Annotated in this window: 16 protein-coding genes and 3 tRNA genes; 5 read left to right on the forward strand and 14 right to left on the reverse strand. The window is 44.7% G+C overall.

The window, feature by feature from the left end:
* Positions 1 to 229 precede the first annotated feature (229 nt).
* From ATB76_RS04505 to ATB76_RS04540, 8 genes are all read right to left on the reverse strand, one after another.
* A tRNA-Cys gene (locus ATB76_RS04505) sits at positions 230 to 303 on the reverse strand.
* Positions 304 to 437: 134 nt separating this feature from the next.
* Positions 438 to 524: transfer RNA gene (locus ATB76_RS04510), tRNA-Leu, on the reverse strand.
* Positions 525 to 773: 249 nt separating this feature from the next.
* A complete protein-coding gene (gene dld, locus ATB76_RS04515) occupies positions 774 to 2480 on the reverse strand; it encodes a D-lactate dehydrogenase (RefSeq protein ID WP_038867630.1) in 1707 nt (568 codons plus the stop codon).
* A 446-nt stretch (positions 2481 to 2926) separates the two neighbouring features.
* Positions 2927 to 3829 carry a LysR family transcriptional regulator gene (locus tag ATB76_RS04520; protein ID WP_045405391.1) on the reverse strand — a complete coding sequence of 301 codons (903 nt, stop codon included), beginning with the start codon at positions 3827 to 3829 and terminating at the stop codon, positions 2927 to 2929.
* Between the two features lie 166 nt (positions 3830 to 3995).
* Entirely contained in the window at positions 3996 to 7283 is a 3288-nt protein-coding gene (locus ATB76_RS04525; protein ID WP_061034730.1) for a glycoside hydrolase family 3 protein, read from the reverse strand.
* 654 nt (positions 7284 to 7937) lie between these two features.
* Positions 7938 to 8011: transfer RNA gene (locus ATB76_RS04530), tRNA-Cys, on the reverse strand.
* A gap of 244 nt (positions 8012 to 8255) precedes the next feature.
* Positions 8256 to 9710 carry an ATPase RavA stimulator ViaA gene (viaA, locus tag ATB76_RS04535; RefSeq protein WP_061034731.1) on the reverse strand — a complete coding sequence of 485 codons (1455 nt, stop codon included), beginning with the start codon at positions 9708 to 9710 and terminating at the stop codon, positions 8256 to 8258.
* A gap of 9 nt (positions 9711 to 9719) precedes the next feature.
* Positions 9720 to 11381 carry an ATPase RavA domain-containing protein gene (locus ATB76_RS04540; protein ID WP_042601511.1) on the reverse strand — a complete coding sequence of 554 codons (1662 nt, stop codon included), beginning with the start codon at positions 11379 to 11381 and terminating at the stop codon, positions 9720 to 9722.
* 271 nt (positions 11382 to 11652) lie between these two features.
* Here ATB76_RS04540 and ATB76_RS04545 point away from each other — a divergent pair, with 271 nt between their 5' ends.
* From ATB76_RS04545 to ATB76_RS04565, 5 genes are all read left to right on the forward strand, one after another.
* On the forward strand, positions 11653 to 12168 hold the full coding sequence (locus ATB76_RS04545; protein ID WP_061034732.1) for an NUDIX hydrolase: 516 nt from the start codon (positions 11653 to 11655) through the stop codon (positions 12166 to 12168).
* Positions 12169 to 12192: 24 nt separating this feature from the next.
* Complete coding sequence (gene ltaE / locus ATB76_RS04550; RefSeq protein ID WP_009696116.1) at positions 12193 to 13197, forward strand: low-specificity L-threonine aldolase; 1005 nt, start codon at positions 12193 to 12195, stop codon at positions 13195 to 13197.
* A 78-nt stretch (positions 13198 to 13275) separates the two neighbouring features.
* On the forward strand, positions 13276 to 13602 hold the full coding sequence (locus ATB76_RS04555; protein ID WP_061034733.1) for a cytochrome c: 327 nt from the start codon (positions 13276 to 13278) through the stop codon (positions 13600 to 13602).
* Between the two features lie 218 nt (positions 13603 to 13820).
* Positions 13821 to 15353 (forward strand): putative basic amino acid antiporter YfcC, encoded by a 1533-nt coding sequence (gene yfcC, locus ATB76_RS04560; RefSeq protein ID WP_081094888.1) that lies wholly within the window; start codon positions 13821 to 13823, stop codon positions 15351 to 15353.
* 145 nt (positions 15354 to 15498) lie between these two features.
* Positions 15499 to 16494, forward strand: coding sequence for a succinylglutamate desuccinylase/aspartoacylase family protein (locus ATB76_RS04565; protein WP_038867648.1), 996 nt, complete (start codon positions 15499 to 15501; stop codon positions 16492 to 16494).
* A gap of 65 nt (positions 16495 to 16559) precedes the next feature.
* On the opposite strand, the gene ATB76_RS04570 is transcribed toward ATB76_RS04565, so the two are convergent.
* From ATB76_RS04570 to ATB76_RS04595, 6 genes are all read right to left on the reverse strand, one after another.
* Positions 16560 to 17081, reverse strand: a complete 522-nt coding sequence (locus ATB76_RS04570) for a lipocalin family protein (RefSeq protein WP_042601520.1) — start codon at positions 17079 to 17081, stop codon at positions 16560 to 16562.
* A gap of 56 nt (positions 17082 to 17137) precedes the next feature.
* Complete coding sequence (locus tag ATB76_RS04575) at positions 17138 to 17665, reverse strand: histidine phosphatase family protein (RefSeq protein ID WP_061034735.1); 528 nt, start codon at positions 17663 to 17665, stop codon at positions 17138 to 17140.
* A 27-nt stretch (positions 17666 to 17692) separates the two neighbouring features.
* On the reverse strand, positions 17693 to 18121 hold the full coding sequence (locus ATB76_RS04580) for a hypothetical protein (RefSeq protein WP_061034736.1): 429 nt from the start codon (positions 18119 to 18121) through the stop codon (positions 17693 to 17695).
* Entirely contained in the window at positions 18108 to 18761 is a 654-nt protein-coding gene (locus ATB76_RS04585) for an aspartate/glutamate racemase family protein (RefSeq protein WP_061034737.1), read from the reverse strand. The genes ATB76_RS04580 and ATB76_RS04585 overlap by 14 nt, the downstream gene beginning before the upstream one ends.
* Before the next feature lie 70 nt (positions 18762 to 18831).
* Entirely contained in the window at positions 18832 to 19077 is a 246-nt protein-coding gene (locus ATB76_RS04590) for a hypothetical protein (RefSeq protein WP_061034738.1), read from the reverse strand.
* Positions 19078 to 19194: 117 nt separating this feature from the next.
* Positions 19195 to 19737, reverse strand: a complete 543-nt coding sequence (locus ATB76_RS04595) for a (d)CMP kinase (protein ID WP_061034739.1) — start codon at positions 19735 to 19737, stop codon at positions 19195 to 19197.
* Between the last annotated feature and the right edge of the window lie 292 nt (positions 19738 to 20029).

Below are 20029 nucleotides of genomic sequence, written 5' to 3' on the forward strand. Positions count from 1 at the left end.
AAAAAGTTCGGACTACAATCATGGAGAAATTATCACCAATCACCCTCTACAATTATTGAGTTGCGTAACATTTATAAAATCAATGACTGATTGAACACAATTATTGAATCCCGATCAAATAACGAGGGAGGAGATAATTAATAAACAGGAGAAAGAGGTATTAAAGCACGTCAATTCCATTGCGCTAAAACGAAGAAAGCCCGTCATAATGACGAGCTTTCGAAAAGAATGGAGGCGCCTCCCGGAGTCGAACCGAGGTCCACGGATTTGCAATCCGCTGCATAGCCACTCTGCCAAGGCGCCTTACCGAATTGTTGTTCTCTGAGATTATTTAATCTCACTTTATGAGAGATGGTTCTCCGACCGGAATTGATGGTCCGACACTCGGTCAGTCAACTCGACGGTGGGATATAAAATCCACACACTCAATTTGCGGATGGTGCCCCGGGCCGGACTTGAACCGGCACAACGCGAACGTCGAGGGATTTTAAATCCCTTGTGTCTACCAATTCCACCACCAGGGCAACGCAATCAATGCGATGGCAACACCACCTGCTCTAACGACCTTAGCCGTGAGAACGAGGTGTACTTTAACGGATTATATTTCTAGGTCAACAATAAATTTATTCTTTTTGATTCAGATGGTTAAAAACACTACTGAATGTATGGGAGTTGAGCGATTCGATTAAAACTCACACGCAATCTTAACGACCTCGCCCATAAAATAGAGCCCCTATATTAGCGACTCCCTATCTACTCTCTCAATGAAAACGTTATGCACAACAGTTACAGTTGCGCTTGTAGCGGTCCATTTTACCTATGCCTGGGTTAAAGGTGTTGGTCGGATCAAGTTGATGGTAGAACGTTTGCAGCGAGTTTTCCGCTTCGTACAGATGCCCTACGTTGTGTTCCGCTGGGTATTTAGCGCCGCGACTGTTCAGGTGTTCCAACATTAGCTTCTTCATCAGCTTGGTGTCGGTGCCCTTTTTGAATACATAGTCTTGGTGGAAAACATAGCACATAAAGTGCCCATAATAGAGAGACTTAACGAGGTTCTTACTCACTTCCTCAGGTAATGTTTCTAACCATTCCTCATCGTTACGTCGTAACGCGATGTCGAGAGCCACAATGTCTTCCACTTCCTTGCGGTGAATGGTTTCGTAACGAATGGCTGCACCTGCCGCAGCAAAACGGTGTAGATATGCTTTCTTGCCCTCTTCTGGTGTACATTCGAAGAAGTCACTATCGTGCTCAGCACCCCAAACTTCTTTAAAATATTTTTGTGCTTCGGCAATACCGCCGTCACTCATTTTAAGTACAAGATGGTGCTCGTACTTATCACGGTATTCCAACATCCGCTTAGGAAGATGCTGCGGGAACAACTTGCTTGCGTAATACAGAATAGTATCTGGCAGGTATTTACTGACTAACGGAACTCGCTCTAGGAAGTTTTCGACCTTAGCTTTAAGCGAGAACATCTTAGGCAGATTGTCTGTGCCCAATAGATCGATAGAAAGGAAGACGTCTTTACCGTACTTCTCCGCCATGTTGAAGATGTCACGATGAAGGTACTCACCCATTTCTGGCAAGTTTTCAAACTGAGTAAGGAAGTCTTTTCTCAGCTTGGTCAGTTTATCTGGATCGTTAGTACCTAAATAGAACACCTGCTCTTTCTCAGGAATAGGATAGCTATCGACTCGAACAGCGAACACGCCCAGTTTACCTGCACAACCACTCGCCTCGTACAGACGACGCTCATCCGCATTAAAGCGCGATGGGATATCAGAAGTCACATCACGAACACGTTCGTCGTATTCTTTGTCCGACGCCATGCGTTCATCATGAATCACTTTATCTGGGTCGAAGTTACCATCCTGGATGTTCTGTAAGATCTCTTCAGGCGTCGAGCCTAATCCTTCAATACCAAGGTGGTTTACAAGATTGAGCTTACCGTCCTTGTCGACCTGAGCGAATATGGCAAGCTCTGTATAAGCAGGACCACGTTTAACCAAAGCGCCACCAGAGTTGTTTGCAATACCGCCCACAACGGTTGCGCCCAGAGAAGAAGAACCAATCACCGAATGCGGCGCGCGATTAACTGCTCGCAACTCTTTTTCTAGTGAATGTAAACTTGCCCCCGGAAGGCAAACCGCTTGCTTACCGCCGTCTAACAGATAGATTTGCTTCATCTTGGTAATATTGATCACCACCACATCGCGGTCGTAATCACTACCACTTGGCGCAGAGCCTTCGGTCAGACCCGTCTTGGCTGCTTGCATGATGATGATGCAATTATTGTTCACACATTGTTGGATGACCTTCCACTGTTCTAGCAGAGTCTTAGGAAAAACCACCGCCAACGCCGTGCCGCCTCCTGAGCGAAAACCGCTGCGGTAATACTTGGTTTTGATTTGATCGGTAAGGACATTTTCTTCCCCGACAATGGTGACAAACGCGTCGATGAGCTGCTTCTGTTTCATATCCGTATCTCTAGTTATTATGCCCAGCCAATATAAGTAGTCCGAATCTGAACGTCCATGCCACCAAAGTCCGATAACGACACCCAGACAAAATTAACTACTTTAATTACCCATATATTCAATCACTTAAGTTTCGAAGAACTATAAAATCAACAAAGAAACTTATCGTTTCCAAAAAGAAACAATAGCAAAGTGTATTGTTAACAAATGTGCACAACATCCAAGAAAAGCAAAGTCAAAAGAATCACAAGGCTTTATATACCTAACCTTGATAGAATATTGAGTTAAAACAAAACCACAACATGTGAACACCATGACGTTATCGCAGCGTTATATCACTGTGACATTGTTGATCGACAAAGAAAACAGATAGGTTGTGGAGTTTTAAATTTAGAGCGAATCCCTTCGAACAAAGGAGAATCACTCCTTTGAGAAAAGTTGAACCACTAGAATTGATGGCTACGACGTTGAAAACACTGATACAGATGCTCAATAAAGATCTTAATCTTTTCTGGTTGCTGACGTGTGTATGGGTACACGGCATAAATGCCCAAGCACTTAGCGGTTTCGTCTTTAAACAACTGAATCAGCTTACCTTGCTGCAAGTCTTCATAAACCAGTACCCGAGGTACATAAATGATACCTTGCCCTAGCAAAGCGACGTTACGTAGCGCAGATGAGTTATTGGTACATAGATTCCCATCTACCTTAACCTGATACACTTCATCATGACGCTTGAAAGCCCACTCACGTGCACCTGTCTCTTGATAGGCATAAACCAAACAGTTGTGCTTAGTGAGATCGTCCGGCATTTTTGGTTTGCCATGTTTGGCGACGTACTTAGGCGATGCACACACAATCCAGTTTGCATCAACAAGCTTACGTGCGATTAGGCTTGAGTCAGGCAAAACCCCAGTACGAATGGCAAGGTCAAAACCTTCGTTGACGATGTCGGCGAATCGATTGTCCAGTTCCATATCAATGTTGATATCTGGGTAAGCTTGGTTGAATTCAGAAATGACGGTAGGAAGGATAAGTTCACCAGAGATGGTCGGAACGGTAATCTTGATGTTGCCGGATAGGCTCTTGCCTAAACCAACAATCGACTCTTCTGCGGTTGCGACGGCTTGATAAACGCTGCGAGCATGTTCGAAGAAGGACTGCCCTGCTTCTGTCAGTTTAAGCGTGCGTGTGGTTCGATAAAGCAGTTGAACACCTATCTCCTGCTCTAATTTGGCAATGCGCTTACTGACAACCGACTTAGTGAGTTCCATTTGTCTTGCAGCGGCGCTGAATGAACCTTGCTCAACCAAATGATAGAAAATAATGTAGTCGTCGGTATTTCTCATGTGTCTTCACTGCTTCCTTGTCGAAGAAGACATTCTAAAGAGATTTCACACAGATTGCCGCAAGAAAGTTCACACTTGGCTTTTAAAGGCTTCCCCAACTAGAAAGGCGAGCTAATAAGGCTCGCCTTGTTACTACTCAACCGAGTAACTTTCTTAGATGATCTGTTTATTTCGTGAAGTGAATATCACTGATTTCAAATTCCACACCTGCTTGGGTATTTGCCCATGCGGGGAAGATAGTGAACGTCTTAACAGTTTGCGCCCAATACTTGTTATCGAACTTATCTCCAAATTTGGACATTGGAACCGTAACGGTAACATCAGAGTTTAGTGCAAGATTCGCAGCAGAAAGTTCCGGTACAAAAACATCTCCCGTATCGCCATCCGCATTAGCAAGTTTCAGCACTAAGCCAGTTTGATCATTATCAGGCTTTTGTGAGCCAAAGGTAGTGACATTCACTGTGAAGACTAGTGAACCCGCTTCCGCAAAGTTTTCCAAGTTTTGTGCATCAAAGTTGAAGTGCAATAATCCTTTGTAAGCCTCTGGACTAGCACTGTTATACGTGACTGTTGCCCCATCTGTTACCGGGGTTACTGTCATGTGTGTTTCCCCATCAGGAATTGGCCCCCAACCTTCAGTGGTATATTGGTCTGAAGCATTTATCTGCGCATTGAAGTCAGCGAATAGGTTATAATTGTCACCCGTTAGTGGTGGCAACGCATCTTCTAGCATGTCTTCACAACTTACCGCATCAGAAGGTAATCCTTCAGGGTTTGGAACGTAACGGATCTTACCTAAATCAAACTCCACTGCCTCCGTTGCGTACATCAAGAAAGACGTGTTCAACATTTGGAAACTCATGCCAGTATCTTTCAAGCATTGAAGCGGCACTTTGATCGTCGTCCAAGTGCTTTCTGACGGTTCTGGTAAGACTTTGTTAATGTTAACCTCACCGCGACAAGGATACTCACAGTGAGTCGATAGCACTAAGCTCTCTGGCGCTGCAGTTACCATGCGAATATCAAACTCCAAAGTCGAATCCGCATTCATGTAGCTGTTGTAATCAACACCCTTTTCATCTGGGGTTTGCATGTAAATTTGAGCGGCTGAATTGCCAACAAAATCACCAGTCTCTCCCGAGAACTTCACATTGATTGCTGACTGCTGCATGCCATCGTAGTTGATGCCTTTCGTTGTTACTGAGCCGATTGTGGTGGTGTCTTTGCTGATTTCCAGTCCAGACCAACCATTCGCACTGCCTGACATACGTGCAACAAACTCTCCTTTTGCATCTTTACCGAAGATCTCTAATGGGAACTCAGCGATGCCGTTATCTGGCTCGTCCATACCACAGCCATAATCACGAGGATCAAGCGGGATATCGTTCAAGTCTTCATACAGAGCAGGAACTTCGGTCTGATTTGCATAGTTCAAACCATATCCATATGGGAACAACGGCTTGTGTTCGCCTTCGATATCTTGCTCAATCAACTCACCATTTATGCCATCAATTGGTGTCGTGTAGTTAGGGATATTGAGTGCCTTGCGGTTGATTGTGGTCGAACACTTCTTAGCGCCCCACGAATAAGAGAGCTTACCTTTGAAATCCGCACCATCTTTTGCGAACAACACATCAGTAATACCTAGACCTTCCGTACCCGGCAACCAAGCTGCAACGAACGCATCTGAGTTGTTGAGCTCTTCATTGACGTAAAGTGGACGACCAGAGAAGAATACCGTGACCACTTTGTATCCCTGCTCTTTTAGCGCTTTGATCGTATCAAGATCCGCTTGATAAGAGGCTTTTAGCTTCGAAAATTCAAGCGTTTGTGCTTTGCTGATGTCACCGAACATTTCTGCATAAGGATCTTCACCGATAACCACAAGCGCAGTAGCTTCTTCTGGTGTTGTTGCTGAAGCATCGGTAAAGACGTTTTCTTCACCAACTTCTTTCTGCATTGCCATAAGCACCGTTTGTGCATTCGGGAAGTCTTTCTCAATGGTATTGCCATCACCTTGCCAAGTCATCGACCAACCACCTGTTTGTTTGGTGATGTCGTTGGCAGCCGAACCTGTTACCAAGAATTTCGAATCGGATTTCAAAGGTAGGGTTTGGTCTTGGTTTTTAAGCAATACTAAGGATTCAGATACCGCTTGGCGTGCAATAGCAACGTGTTCTGGCGCGCTCAATACGGATTGTTCGCCTGCCAGTGAACGTTCTGAAGGCTGTGGTTTTTCCCAAAGGTTTGCTCGCATTTTCACACGTAAAATACGCGTCACGGCGTCATCGATACGCGACATTGGAATGATGCCTTCGTTTACTTGGTCAATCACGTTTTGATAGAACGCTTGCCAGTCATTACGCGACGTCACCATAAACACATCATTACCTGCGATTACAGCTTGCGGACAGTTTGCTGCTGTACAGCCGTTGATCTCACCTTGGCCGTTCCAGTCTGTGACGACTAAGCCGTCAAAGCCTAATTTGCCCTTCAAGACGTCAGTAATCAGGTATTGTGAGCCGTGGATTTTCTGGTTTTGCATGTAATCGCCACCATCCTCAGCACCGTCGATACCAACCATAGGATCGTAGTTGGCATCATTCCACCAAGAGTTGAACGACGACATCACCACTTGTGCGCCTGCATTCAAGCCACCGATGTAGCCCATTGCATGAATATTGCGTAGGTACTCTTCTGTGTAACGGTTCTCACCATGGTCAACACCACCCAACGTACCACCGTCACCGACCCAGTGCTTCACGTTAGAGATTACGTTAGTGTCCCCTTTTAAGCCTTCTTCACCACCTTGAATGCCTTCCACCATGCGCTTCGCGTATTCATACACGATTTCTGGATCTTCCGAGTAGCCTTCATATACACGTCCCCAACGATAATCGCGTGGTGTCGCAACGGTCGGTGCGAATGTCCAATCAAGACCTGTCGCAACAACCTCTCTTGCGGTCGCTTTTCCTATTTCTTCAATCAGATCAGGGTTGCGAGCTGCACCTAAGCCAATGTTATGAGGAAATACCGTCGCCATGAAAACGTTGTTGTGGCCATGTACTGCATCTGTCGCCCACATAAAGGGAATTCGGAATCCTCGGTCAGCATAAGCGTCTTCCAACGCTAACCAGTATTTATCCGCTTCGTCCGCCCAATCTTGTGCGGTCGCGTATTTATCATTGTTTGGAAAACCGCCACCACCGTTTAGGATTGAGCCAAGCTTATAGGTTTTCGCCTCTTGTGGAGTGACCTCACGAAGGTCCGGTTGTACCATCTGACCGACTTTTTCTTCTAACGTCATTAATGCAAGGATACGTTGGATTTCTGCTTCCATCGCATCATCTTTTTTAATAGCACTGTCGACATCCTTCCATTCCGCAAAGTAAGGAATAGGACTGGTTGAAATGGTGTCACTGTCTGAATCATTGCAGCCTGAGATCATCGCCATTGAAACGAGAATACTGACGATTGTTTTCTTTGTTCGTAGCACGTTATTGCTCCTGAAATATTTTGTTATCCAACGGGACCACACGCCAGAGACGTGCTAGTCACCACTAATTTTTCACTACAGGGGTTTTATTTAGACTACTGAAATAAATGATAAATAATTCTGTGTTAGTCACAGAAATATGCTGATTGGATACACGCATTAGTTCATGAAACAAATAAAGATATCGTTAACAGTTTGATTGTTCGTTAAACGAGAAGGAGTAAGGCTTGTTGCACTTTTGTATGATATGCATGGTATTTCGCAGATTCATAGAAATGTGATTTGATTTCAAATCTTGAAAAAACGTATTAGTGATAGATGTTCCATATTCAACAATTTAAATTAGTGCCAAATTGCATAAGTTTGAAGCATATTCACACTATGTGGCGTTATTAATTCTTCTCGCATCTTAAGTTCACGAAGTAGCAAAGTAATAGCGCTACCACGAAACCGAGAGAACTCAGAAGTGAAGCTCTACTAAGTCGCAAAGCACGACACATGTGAAACAGTAAAGAGAAAACAAAGTAGTGATTGACGGCGGCAAAAGGAATTGATGGAACAGGAATTTTAGATACAAAAAAAGACGCCCTAGGACGTCTCTTTTTATGAATTTGGAGGCGCCTCCCGGAGTCGAACCGAGGTCCACGGATTTGCAATCCGCTGCATAGCCACTCTGCCAAGGCGCCAAATTGTTTACGCTAAAAGGCTCTGCCCCGTTGCGTTGGGTGCTACTTTACGGATTCAGGAAATATAGTCAAACAAAAATCTTTTATTTCCGCTTCGTTTGCTTTGTTTTAAACCAAACAGTCGATAATTCGATCTAATCGGTGCCTTATTACTAATGGCTTTATTGCATATCACCGAACAAAAAACGACAAAAGCGACCGCTTAAGCCGCTTTTGCTTGTCACTTTTATACTGTTCGATGGTGTTAGCCGTTTGCGACGCGTTTCAATAAGCGCCCCACTACATTTGGATGGTAAGACCAAGTGTGGTCAAACATCGACATTAACGCTGGGTTGCCATACTTCGATAAGCTAATGGCATGAAAACGGTTCTTCTTCGCTTTTAAAGCATCGACTTTTGCAAGTAACTCATCTTGCTGTTTTGGTGCAATGAAGTCTGAGATAACAACCATGTCGGCATTTTTGTATTTGTCGCTGTTCATTAGATCAATAGATTTAATTAACGTTGGCTCCAAATCCGTCCCACCATGGAAGCTGTAAGTTAAAAAGTCAGCGGCTTCACGTAAACCATCCTGACGCGTTAGCTCGTAAGTAATGTGTTCAGTGGAGAAGATGATCACATAGCAATCTCGTTGTTCAGCCAGAGCGATTTGCATAAGTGCGTAAGCCATGGCTTTGGCACATTGCTCCGGGAATCCACTCATCGAGCCTGACGCGTCAACACAAACGATAAATGGGCCTTTTTCAACGTCCACCGCTTTATGATCGGGTTTATGCGCTTTCACTTTACGTAGTGTGCGAGACTTACCTTGCGTGCGGTAGTTCATCAAGCGTTTATCAACCAAATGCTTGTAGAACACGACTTCCAGCTCTGGATACGCTAAAAACATGGTTTCGTTAGGTAGCAGTTTGTTGAGGTCGTCACTTTCATGAATACCAACGATATCGTCTGTCGCTTCGTCACTCTTTTCCTCAACCATTTGCAGCTCTTCTGCTGGTGCGCGGTTGAGGTCAGGATCATTCACTTGCCCCGCCATGCGACCAAGTTGCTCTGCGATCTCTTGCAAACCTTTGTGCTTTTTAAGGAACTCTGCGTGGCGCTTCATCACGATTAAGTCAGTTTTACTCAACTTAGCGGACGCCATATCCCACAAACGCCCAACGCTTTCTTCGTCACCAGACTCCGTCACTTTATCCATGTTACGCATGGTTTCCATACGTTGATAAAGATCGTTGAGGACTTTTTCTTTGTTCTCTTCAAGCTCAGAGACTTGCGCTTGTTTGATTGCTTCTGCAAGGCTTTGATACCACTGGTCACAGAAGTAATGAGGGAACATTGGGTTGTTCACCCCCTTGTTCTTCTCCATCATGCGACGCGCTTGCATGTAAAACGCCGAGTGCCATTCAAGCTTTTTGATCACGTCATCAATTCGTTCGAAAAACTCGTTTTCATCCCAATAAATCACTTCTTGATAGAGTGCGAGTTCCTGTTGAAAACGTTCTGTCTCACAGACTTTCGTCATGCGCTTTTTCACGTTGCCACGCCATTTAAGTAGATGGTTTTTCACCGAGGATTTCATACCTCGATTTTCTGCCATCATCATGACTTGTGAGCGCGCCATTAAATCGTTAACCGCACTATCAATGATGCCTGAATCTGCCACCATAAGTGCTAAGCTGAGTCCGTCTGCACCTAACATGTCGTCTCCTTAAGAGAAAAACTGATGTAAGTTTTTAAAGCGCTGAATGATCTTCTCGCTTTCACCTTGGATAGACTCAAGTCTCTGGCTCACCTGTTGCAGACTCGACTCCATTAGACGTGGTAACTCTGGATCCACGAAACTGTGAGGTAATGCGCCATGAAAGTTGGCTTTAACCTTACGCATATGATGTTCAGCTTCACTCAATTGGCTGACTGCTTTTTCGCTTTCTGCCAACCATTTTTGGTAAAGCTCAACGTCTAAACCTTGTTGGGTAACCAAGCTCACCAACACACCACGGTTTGCAATGTCACGGATCACTAGGTTATTGGCGGCATCGACATCAAACCGCAGACGACACATATTGGTGTTTTGGTTCACGTAGCCATACACATCGCCATGACCTTCTTTGATCACTCGATCAAGCTCGTCTTTTGGCACGTATACCCAGCGGCTGTCACCCTTCTCTGATTCAGATACCGACATGTTGCTTTGCAGAATAACCAGCTTAACCAGATTCACCGCCGCGCCTACTTTGTAAGTTTTCGCTTTGGATGTATCGAAGCTCATGGTTTCTTTGCGAAGCAGTCCCGTTGCCGCTTCAGCGTTTAGCGTCATGCGATATTTGTCTTCAAGTTCATGCTGCACATCAACCAAAGATTCACGACAGTATTCGATCTCTTGCTCTGCTTCTTGCTGATCAAAGGCATGTTTTAGTGCGAACTCTTGAATCACACTGCGAACGACATCGCGTGACTCAGGGCTATTCCATAAACAATCTTGCAGTAGCAAAAGATCAAGTGGGTTGATTTCATCACGACCATTGAAAAACGCGCTCGCTTTAAGCAATTTGACCGCTTTTTTCCAACGGCGGTCAGACACGTACATATCTGTTAATGATGCGTCGCCAAACTCAGACTCTACTTTCGTTTCCAACATAGACTTAAGTTGGTATAGCTTTTCGAATGTATTGTCGGTGAGAGTCAGCTTATCGAGCTGTTGCTGCCAGCGGTGGTATTCTTCGTCTGTGATCGCCAAACCCTCTGGAACCTGCGCTTCTTGAGACGTACCCACTGTCAGCATGGATTTGAAGTTTTGCTTATCCTGAATGCGGTTTACAAACACGCGCACCAACATGCGGTCGTAAAGTGCGTCTAAACCACTATCTTCGTCTGGTAGTTCGTTTGATGCAGAAACCAAAAGGCGCATCGGTACACGTTCAATTTCACTGCCGTTTTTGAACGTCTTTTCGTTCACAACAGTCAAAAGCGTATTCAGAATCGCAGGACCTGCTTTCCAAATCTCATCAAGGAAAACCACCTGTGCCGTTGGTAAGTAGCCTTGAGTAAGACGGACATAACGACCGTTGTCTTTTAGCTCTTGAATGCTCAATGGACCAAACACTTCCTCTGGTGTTGAGAAGCGAGTCATTAAGTACTCAAAGTAACTACTGTTATCAAATGCTTGGATAAGACGTTTGGCGATTAAGCTTTTTGCAATACCCGGAGGACCAAGAAGGAAGACGCTCTCACCCGCTAGAGCGGCAAGAAGACAAAGTTTGATGGTGTGTTCGCGTTCGTAAACGCCGTCGGTCAGTGCTTTAGCCAGCTTGTTGATACGCTCTGAAAGAAGCGCCTTTTCTGCATTTGATGCGAAAGATGGTTGAATCATAAAAGCTCCGGCTGTTGAACTGAGGCTGTATATTTAATTTTATACATTTGTTATCACTTTGTTACAAGTGTATTTTTTAGTGAACCTCGGTTATACCAGATGCTCTTCGCGCGCGTGCGCGGGCAACCATAGTTTTCATTTATGAGACATAACTCACTGAATGTGCTGATTTCATAAGAGTATGAAACCATTTTCTACTTTTGTTTCACGCGGTTTGTGGTTAATGTGCAAGACACGTCAACACGCGGTTACCGCTAGGATCCACAACTGCATGAGCAATACAATTCATACATGGAAGCAGATTTCTCTGGTCGAAGAGGAAGTTAAACTACCAACTGGTCGGATGATTACACATACCACTATCCAACACCCCGGTGCTGCCGTAATCTTACCTATTACTTCAGATGGCAACATCGTTCTTGTTAATCAATTCCGTCCCTCTCTTAACAAATGGCTGCTTGAATTGCCTGCTGGCACACGTGAAGGCGATGAAGATCCGTTGCACTGTGCTCAAAGAGAGTTGGAAGAAGAAACAGGATATAGCGCCGAAAAGTTCACATCGCTTGGTCAAGTTACTCCTCTTGCTGGTTTCTGTGATGAAATCCAGTACTTGTTTGTTGCCGAACAACTGAACAAAACCAATCGATACGAGTGTGACGACGACGAAGTGATTGAAGTAGTGACATTGTCACGAGAAGAACTCGAACAACAAATTATTCAAGGCATTATTACGGATGCCAAAACTATCGCTTGCCTAAGCAAAGCTCGTCTTTGCGGTTATATTTAGGTCTTTTCGACCGAGGAGAGAATTATGGACTTTCGATCAGATACCGTTACGCAACCTACACAAGCAATGCGTGAAGCAATGTTTACCGCTCCTGTCGGCGATGATGTGTACGGTGATGACCCAACCGTTAACGAGTTAGAGCAATTTGCGGCTGAGCTTGCGGGCTTTGAAGCGGCAATGTTCACAACCTCAGGCACACAAGCAAACTTACTTGGCTTAATGGCGCACTGTGAGCGCGGTGACGAATACCTATGTGGTCAGCAAGCGCATAACTACAAGTACGAAGCTGGTGGCGCTGCGGTACTGGGGTCTATTCAACCTCAACCAATTGAAAACAACCCAGACGGTACTTTGCCATTCGATAAGCTAGAAGCTGCTATCAAGCCAGATGACGCGCACTTTGCACGTACTCGCCTACTTAGTTTAGAGAACACCATCAACGGTAAAGTGATTCCTCTTTCCTACCTTGCAGAGGCTCGTGAGTTTGTGAACAAACATAACTTACAGATGCACCTAGATGGCGCTCGCGTATTCAACGCAGCTGTTGCGCTTGATGTTCCAGTGAAAGAGATTGGTCAGTACTTTGATTCAATGACTATCTGTTTATCTAAAGGTTTGGCTGCCCCTGTCGGTTCATTGCTGCTTGGTAGCAAAGAGTACATCGCAAAAGCGCGCCGCCTAAGAAAAATGGTCGGCGGTGGTATGCGCCAAGCGGGTATTCTTGCTGCAGCCGGTAAACTAGCCCTTACCGAGCAAGTAGAACAGCTAAAACAAGACCACATCAACGCAAAAACCTTGGCGGAAGGTTTAGCGGAATTGCCTGGTTTCTCTGTTAATCCAGAGTTTGTTCAAACCAACATCGTTTTTGCCAAGCTTGATCCACAAGTGGATATCGCTGGTATCGCAGAAAAGATGAAGGAGCAAGGCATCACGATTACCCCAGGAAACCCAATCCGCTTCGTGACGCACAAAGATATTTCAGCACAAGACATCGATACCTTCCTATCTAGCCTTAAATCTCTGCTTTAACTTGATTTTGATCATTGAGCTTCCCCTAAGGGGAAGCTTTATTCTATGCGCTTTCAAGAACTACAATGAGTGCATTCAATGCTTAGATACGTGCTTCTAACGTCTCTTCTTCTCTCTTCCTCTGTTGTGGCGAAACCTTTTGGTGACGTTGATATAGGCAAACTTAAATCGCCAAGCTGTGTTTACTGTCATGGTTCGAACGGCATGACGACAAACGACGCTTACCCTAACCTAACCGGTCAGAATGCTCAGTACTTGTATGATTCTATGAAAGCCTATCAAGATGGGCTTCGCTTAGGTCCTTTGGCTGAGATGATGGCAGCCCAATTACGCATGCTAAATGATGAAGATTTGCGCGATGTTGCCGCGTTTTATTCAGAACAAACATCTCATGCAGAAAAATGAATAATTATGGGACTTGTGAATCACCACAAGTCCTAACTCTGTTTTCATTCGCACAACATCTAACCAAAACAATTAACCATTAACTCATTGATAAGCAACTCAACCCTCTTCAGATCAAATTATTGATGAATTTATAGTTCATCAACTCAGTTAATATTGACTTTTTATTCTATTTTATCGATATTTCATGCTTTCTATAATTCGACGTGAAATAGGTTATGTCTCACACACACGCTCAGCCATCGGAATCGGCGGCTACCCCTAAATCATGGCAGATGCCTGATACCCTCATTTTGATCTTCATTGTTGGTATTCTTGCTGCGATTCTTACCTACTTAATCCCTGCTGGTCATTTTGATAGCCAACAGGTGACCTACATGGTCGACGGTGCAGAAAAAACTCGCACAGTTATCGATCCATCTTCTTTCTCTTATGCAACCGATGAAAACGGTGAATTGGTTTACAACAAGGTTGGACTATTCGCTTCAGGTGGTGGCATTGGTCTAATGAACTTCCCATTCGAAGGTCTGGTTTCAGGCTCTAAATGGGGCAGCGCGATTGGCGTTATCATGTTCATGCTGGTTATCGGTGGTGCATTTGGTGTGGTAATGCGCACAGGCACGATCGACAACGGTATCTTACGCCTTATCGACAAGACCAAAGGTAACGAAGCGCTATTCATTCCAGTTCTGTTCTTGCTGTTCTCTTTGGGCGGCGCAGTATTTGGTATGGGTGAAGAAGCCGTTGCATTTGCGATTATTATCGCGCCACTAATGGTTCGCCTTGGCTACGATGGTATTACTACAGTAATGGTGACCTACGTTGCGACTCAGATTGGTTTTGCAACATCTTGGATGAACCCATTCTCGGTAGCAATTGCACAAGGTATTGCTGGCATTCCTGTTCTGTCCGGTATGACTGTACGTATGGGTCTTTGGGCGGCGTTCACCGCGATTGGTATTGCTTTCACTATGATTTACGCATCGCGTATCAAAGCAAACCCTGAGCTTTCTTACAGCCGTCGTACTGACAAATACTTCCGTCAGCAAGAGCTAGGTGACCACGATTCTCGTTGGAACCTAGGTGACACCCTAGTTATCCTTACGGTTATTGCAACGACAGTATGGGTTGTTTGGGGCGTAGTAGCTAACGCATGGTACATTCCAGAAATCGCGTCACAATTCTTCACTATGGGCTTTGTCGTTACGATTATCGGTACGATCTTCCGTCTGAACGGCATGACGCTAAACTGTGCGGCTGACGCATTTAAAGAAGGTGCAGCAATCATGCTTGCTCCTGCTCTTTTGGTTGGTTGTGCGAAAGGTGTATTGCTTATCCTAGGTGGCGGTACTACTGATGAAGCAAGCGTACTGAACTCGATCCTGAACAGCGCTGGTGGCGTAATCAGCGGTCTTCCTGACGTTGCTGCGGCTTGGTTGATGTATGTTTTCCAATCTATCTTCAACTTCTTCGTGACTTCAGGCTCTGGTCAAGCAGCACTGACTATGCCTCTATTGTCTCCTCTTGCAGACATCGCTGGCGTTACTCGTCAGGTTGCGGTTCTAGCATTCCAACTTGGTGACGGTTTCACTAACGTTATCGTTCCAACTTCAGCGTCGCTAATGGCAACACTGGGTGTATGTCGTATCGACTGGGGTGACTGGGCGAAATTCTGCTGGCGCTTTATGCTATTACTCTTTACCCTATCGAGCATTGTCGTCGTCGCAGCTCACGTGATGGGTTTTGCGTAAACTGATTACCAATATCCCTAAGCACTTAAACATGAAAACGTAGCTTTGGTATAAAGAATAAGGCGAGACAAAGTTCTCGCCTTTTTTAATTCAAGCCGTATGGCAAACAAGCATCAAAGTAAGATGTTTTGGAGTGACAACTTTAATGGCAACACAATTTCTGGATGACGTAATTCAAGGTCATCAAGTCATTCAATCTCTTGACGTAACAGACTTACCTGCAGGCGAGCATAAGTTTTGGTTCCGTATTGCAACCAACGCCCTATCTCAATGGCAACATTTGCCTGTGTTAGTCTTCAAGGGCGAAAAACCGGGTAAGAAAATCATGATCACAGCTGGTGTTCATGGTGACGAATACAATGGTGTTTTAGCGGCGCAAAAGACCGCTCGTGAACTGATTGGCAAAGACATCGCGGGTACTGTAACTGTCGTTCCGACCATCAACCTGACGGGTATGCTGAACCACAGCCGTGACTTCTTCTCTGCGGATCCAGATGCATCTCCTGCAAACTTAAACCGTTTCTTCCCTGGCGATGCAAATGGCAACGAAGCAAACCGCTTCCTATTTGCTTTGTGGAATAACCTTCTTAAACCGAACGCAGAACTGGCGATTGATTTGCACACTCAAACCACTGGTGCTGCTTACCCGCTGTACGTGTTTGCTGACTTCCGTATTGAGCAATCTCTGGAAATGGCTCGCCTCATTAACCCAGATGCGATTCTTAACGATCCGGGTGACGCTGGAGTACTTGAAACCGTCTGGAACAACAGCGGCATTCCAAGCATCACCATCGAGGTGGGCATGGGTCGTTACACAGAACAAGAGCTGATCGACCGTACCGTGACTGGCATCTTCAATATCCTTGCTCGTCATGACGTAGTGACCGGTGAAGTTGCAGAGATCACGCCCTGCCTAGAAGGCAAAGACATCATCAGCATTCGCGCTGAATTAGGTGGTTTTGTACTACCACAAGTGAAGATGATGGATAAGGTAGAACAAGGTCAATTGGTTGCAATTCAATACGACAGCTTTGGTGATGAGATTCAGCGTTACACAGCGCCGACTGAAGGTACAGTGCTGAGCCACAACATTGAATCGATCCGAGCACCAGGTTCATTAGTTGTTCGATTAATTAAGTAATACAGCACTCAGTTAAATACATGCCCCACTTTTTGTGGGGCATGTTTCATTTGTCGCTGTAAGTATTACTTTGTTTGCTCTACGAGAATTAATTCGTCCGACGCAAAGCCTTTCTCTTTTGCTACTTGTTTGAAACGCTCGACCGTTGCTTTATCGACAGTTGGTGTGCGTGACAGTAACCATAGGTAGTCGTGATTGAAACCAGAGATAAACGCGTAGTCGTAGTTTTCACCTAGCTCAAATACGATGTAAGACGAATAAAACGGCCCGAAGAAAGACACTTTAAGATGCCCTGTGTTTTCACCATCGACGAAATACGCTTTGCCGTCAGCTTGCGTCCATTCTTTATCTTCTTCTGAATAGCCTCGGTTGATAACCGTTACGCCACCATCCTCACGTAACTCGTATTCAGCCGTCACATTCGATAAACCGCGCTCAAAAGAGTGATCAAGACGCGCAATTTCATACCATTTGCCTAGATATGGTTGAAGTTCAAAGTTGTTGACTGGCTCCACGCCGTCCGGTTTAGACGTACAGCCAAACAACGTTGCAAGAGACAAAAGTAAAAGTGTTTTAAGAGATTTCATACAGCAACCTGAAATTAAATTAGTGTCTGATTTTACTATAGAAGATAAAAATTCGATCAAAAATTAATGTATCGAAATTCTCCACAGGACAGTCCTACGTCTTGGAAACCTTGTAGTGCTTCAAACACATTAAAGTGGCTCACGACAACAACCTTTTGATATTGGCGGTAACGATCCAGCACCAACTCAGCCCGTGCTTTTAGCTCATCAACATGTTCGTAGCGACTGTCGGTCATTGGAATACCCGCTTTTAACAACTCTCGGTATTCGTGCCAGCGTCGGTCTCTTTCATTCAATGTAATGTAGCCACCTTCTTTGTCCGCACGCCACTCTCTCAAGTCATGCTCAACAAACAAAGGCAAATCGCGATGACGATTGAGAATTTCTGCTGTTTGAAGGGCTCTTGTATAAGGAGAGCTGATGATGATATCAGCATCGTCAAATACTGCATGATTGAGTTTTTCTTGCAGCACGGGCAAATACTCTCGACAAAGCGGCGCATAGTCCTTCTCAAGTTGAGTCATCTGCCGCTCATCCGCTAACGTAAAATCTGGCACGCCATGCCTTACAAATACAATATCCATATTGTGGTGCTCGTCCTTGTTAAATTGCTATTGAGAAATTGGAGTCAGTTTTAGATAGGAGTGCACTTCTCCATTTTTGTATTCAATCGCAGAGTGGATGGAAGGTTCACGGTTTCCCACAACAGAAAGTTCATAAGTGTTTTCACCTTTGTAGATCGTGATATGAAGTACACCAGCCTCTAGCTCCCAATGCCCTTTGGTATGAAGGCGTCCAAACAAGGTGTATTCATCGAGTGAACCATCCGCATGCAAGTGCACCTCTGTGACGTAGCCACCCGTGCAGCTCTTGATCCAGCAACGATCACTGACTTCTTCGAGGCGTATTTCTCTTTTGCTTACCTTCCATTTTGAGAAACGTTCGGACTCTGCAAAAGACACTTCGATATCGGAATGTTCTTTGATGGGCGCACCTTCAAGCTCGCGTAAGCAAAGCTGAATCCAACTAGTTATTTGCATGGAATATCCTTAAGGTTTCAATTGCCCTTTTTACACCTAAACGTGGGCTGCTTAATACTGGAATGCCGACATCAACTAATGATGCAGCACCTGACATCGAAGCTTGCGCCAATACAATTACGTCATAATCACGAGCCTTTCTCTCTATTACTGCTTTAATCTTGTCGTAATAGCCTTGGTTATCTTGGTCGAGAAAGCGTTCCCAAGCACCTTCAACCACAAACGTATCTAACTGACGGATACAATTGCCCTCACTCGTCTCAAGTAACGCCAAGCTGGGCTCAATGGTTGTCGATAATGCCGCGAGTAACAACACTCGCTCATGAGTTACAGCTTGGTCACCCATCGCGCGGTCTATACGATGAACGTTAACACCCTGCTCTGTAAGCGATTCAGCAAAGCGACCAATTGAGGAGCAGGTACAAACCACCAAGTTTGCTTGTTCAGAAAGCTCTCGTACTTTGTCTTGTACTGATTGCTTCACCTTAGATACGTCCTCTCCATCAACCAAACACTCCAACAAGTCAGCATCGGCAAAGTGTGCGACTTTTAAATCAGGTGCGAGCTCTGTCATCAGTTCGGAGAAAGGTGGAATGTGTACGGGTGAAGTATGAAGAAAATATAGGTCGTATGGCTTCATGCTAAGTTGTCGATTTTTAGTTCAATTTCGACAACTTAGCACAAGGCGATGGGAATTAATGCGATCAGAGTTACTGTTGTGCTTCCCAAAGACCAAGAAAGTACTTGCCGTAAATCACTTCAGTTTGCATATGCATAATCAGTAAAAATGCAATCAAAGCTAATATAAAGCGATTGAAATAACGGCTGACTTTGGTACGAACTTTTATATCGAATACTCCAATATGAATACCAACATAGGCAAAGGGGTAAATCAACAAAACAGCGAGTAACCAACCTAGGTAGCCGGATATCGCCATTTCTTCGTAACCGATCATAATACCTCCACAATGAATACGACGGGAACGTGGTTAGTATTCATCATCTAACGGAGGCGGAATGTCAGGATTTACACAGCTGCGAGCCGTTGCCAAAAAGTCCCTTAAATAAGTTACTTATCTATTTATAAAATCTTGTGAGCCAAGAAAATCTTGTGCCATTTTTGGCGAAGTGATGTGGATGAACTTGATAGGCGAACCTTTTAAGTCACCTTTCAGTTTTAAATAACGCTTCCGATTCTTTCGGTAATTCTTAACCGACCACCAAATAATCGAATCCTTACTCAAAAATGCTTTTCTAAAACTTTCTCTATTGCCAGTTCCTTCCCAGAACTCTTCTTGAGTCCATGCCCTTTTGATAGCACGAGTTGCGGAGCGATAAGTGGTGATAGAACGTGAATAATCGAGCCAGATGATGGTATCGACTCTTTGCCATTTGTATGGTTGTGTTCGGCTGTAGTTCCCGTCGAGTACCCAAGCGTCTTGTTGAGTTACGTCCACGACTTTATCGAAGAACGTCTCATCATCGAGTTCTTTCCAATCGGGAAGCCAGAACAACCTGTCCATTTCTATGTACGTGACACCTAATTTCATTGCGAGCTGCTTTGAAAACGTCGATTTACCGCTTGCACTGCTGCCTACTACATTGATCCTTTTCATTAAATCCTCCTAGGTGACCGTACCAAATTGACAAAGAGCGACGCATTCCAACTATAGGTAAGTCTGGCAAATGCGGAGGCGGGATACTAATGATTACGCTTTAAAGTTCTAGTGTAGGTTCAATAAGATGTGAAGTTACGCGCATAAAAAAGCCTCCAGTGAAGGCTGTCTCTTGATCACAAGTCTAGTGATCAAGAGACATTGCGAGTTCGTAGCCTTCAAGGATGGTTTGTAGTTTAAACCACCCTTCCCAAAGCACCTTTATTGAAGCTCTACCCGTCCTCTTGGTATC

The sequence above is a fragment of the Vibrio sp. MOR3 genome, from assembly GCF_001557775.1.
Taxonomy (GTDB): domain Bacteria; phylum Pseudomonadota; class Gammaproteobacteria; order Enterobacterales; family Vibrionaceae; genus Vibrio; species Vibrio jasicida.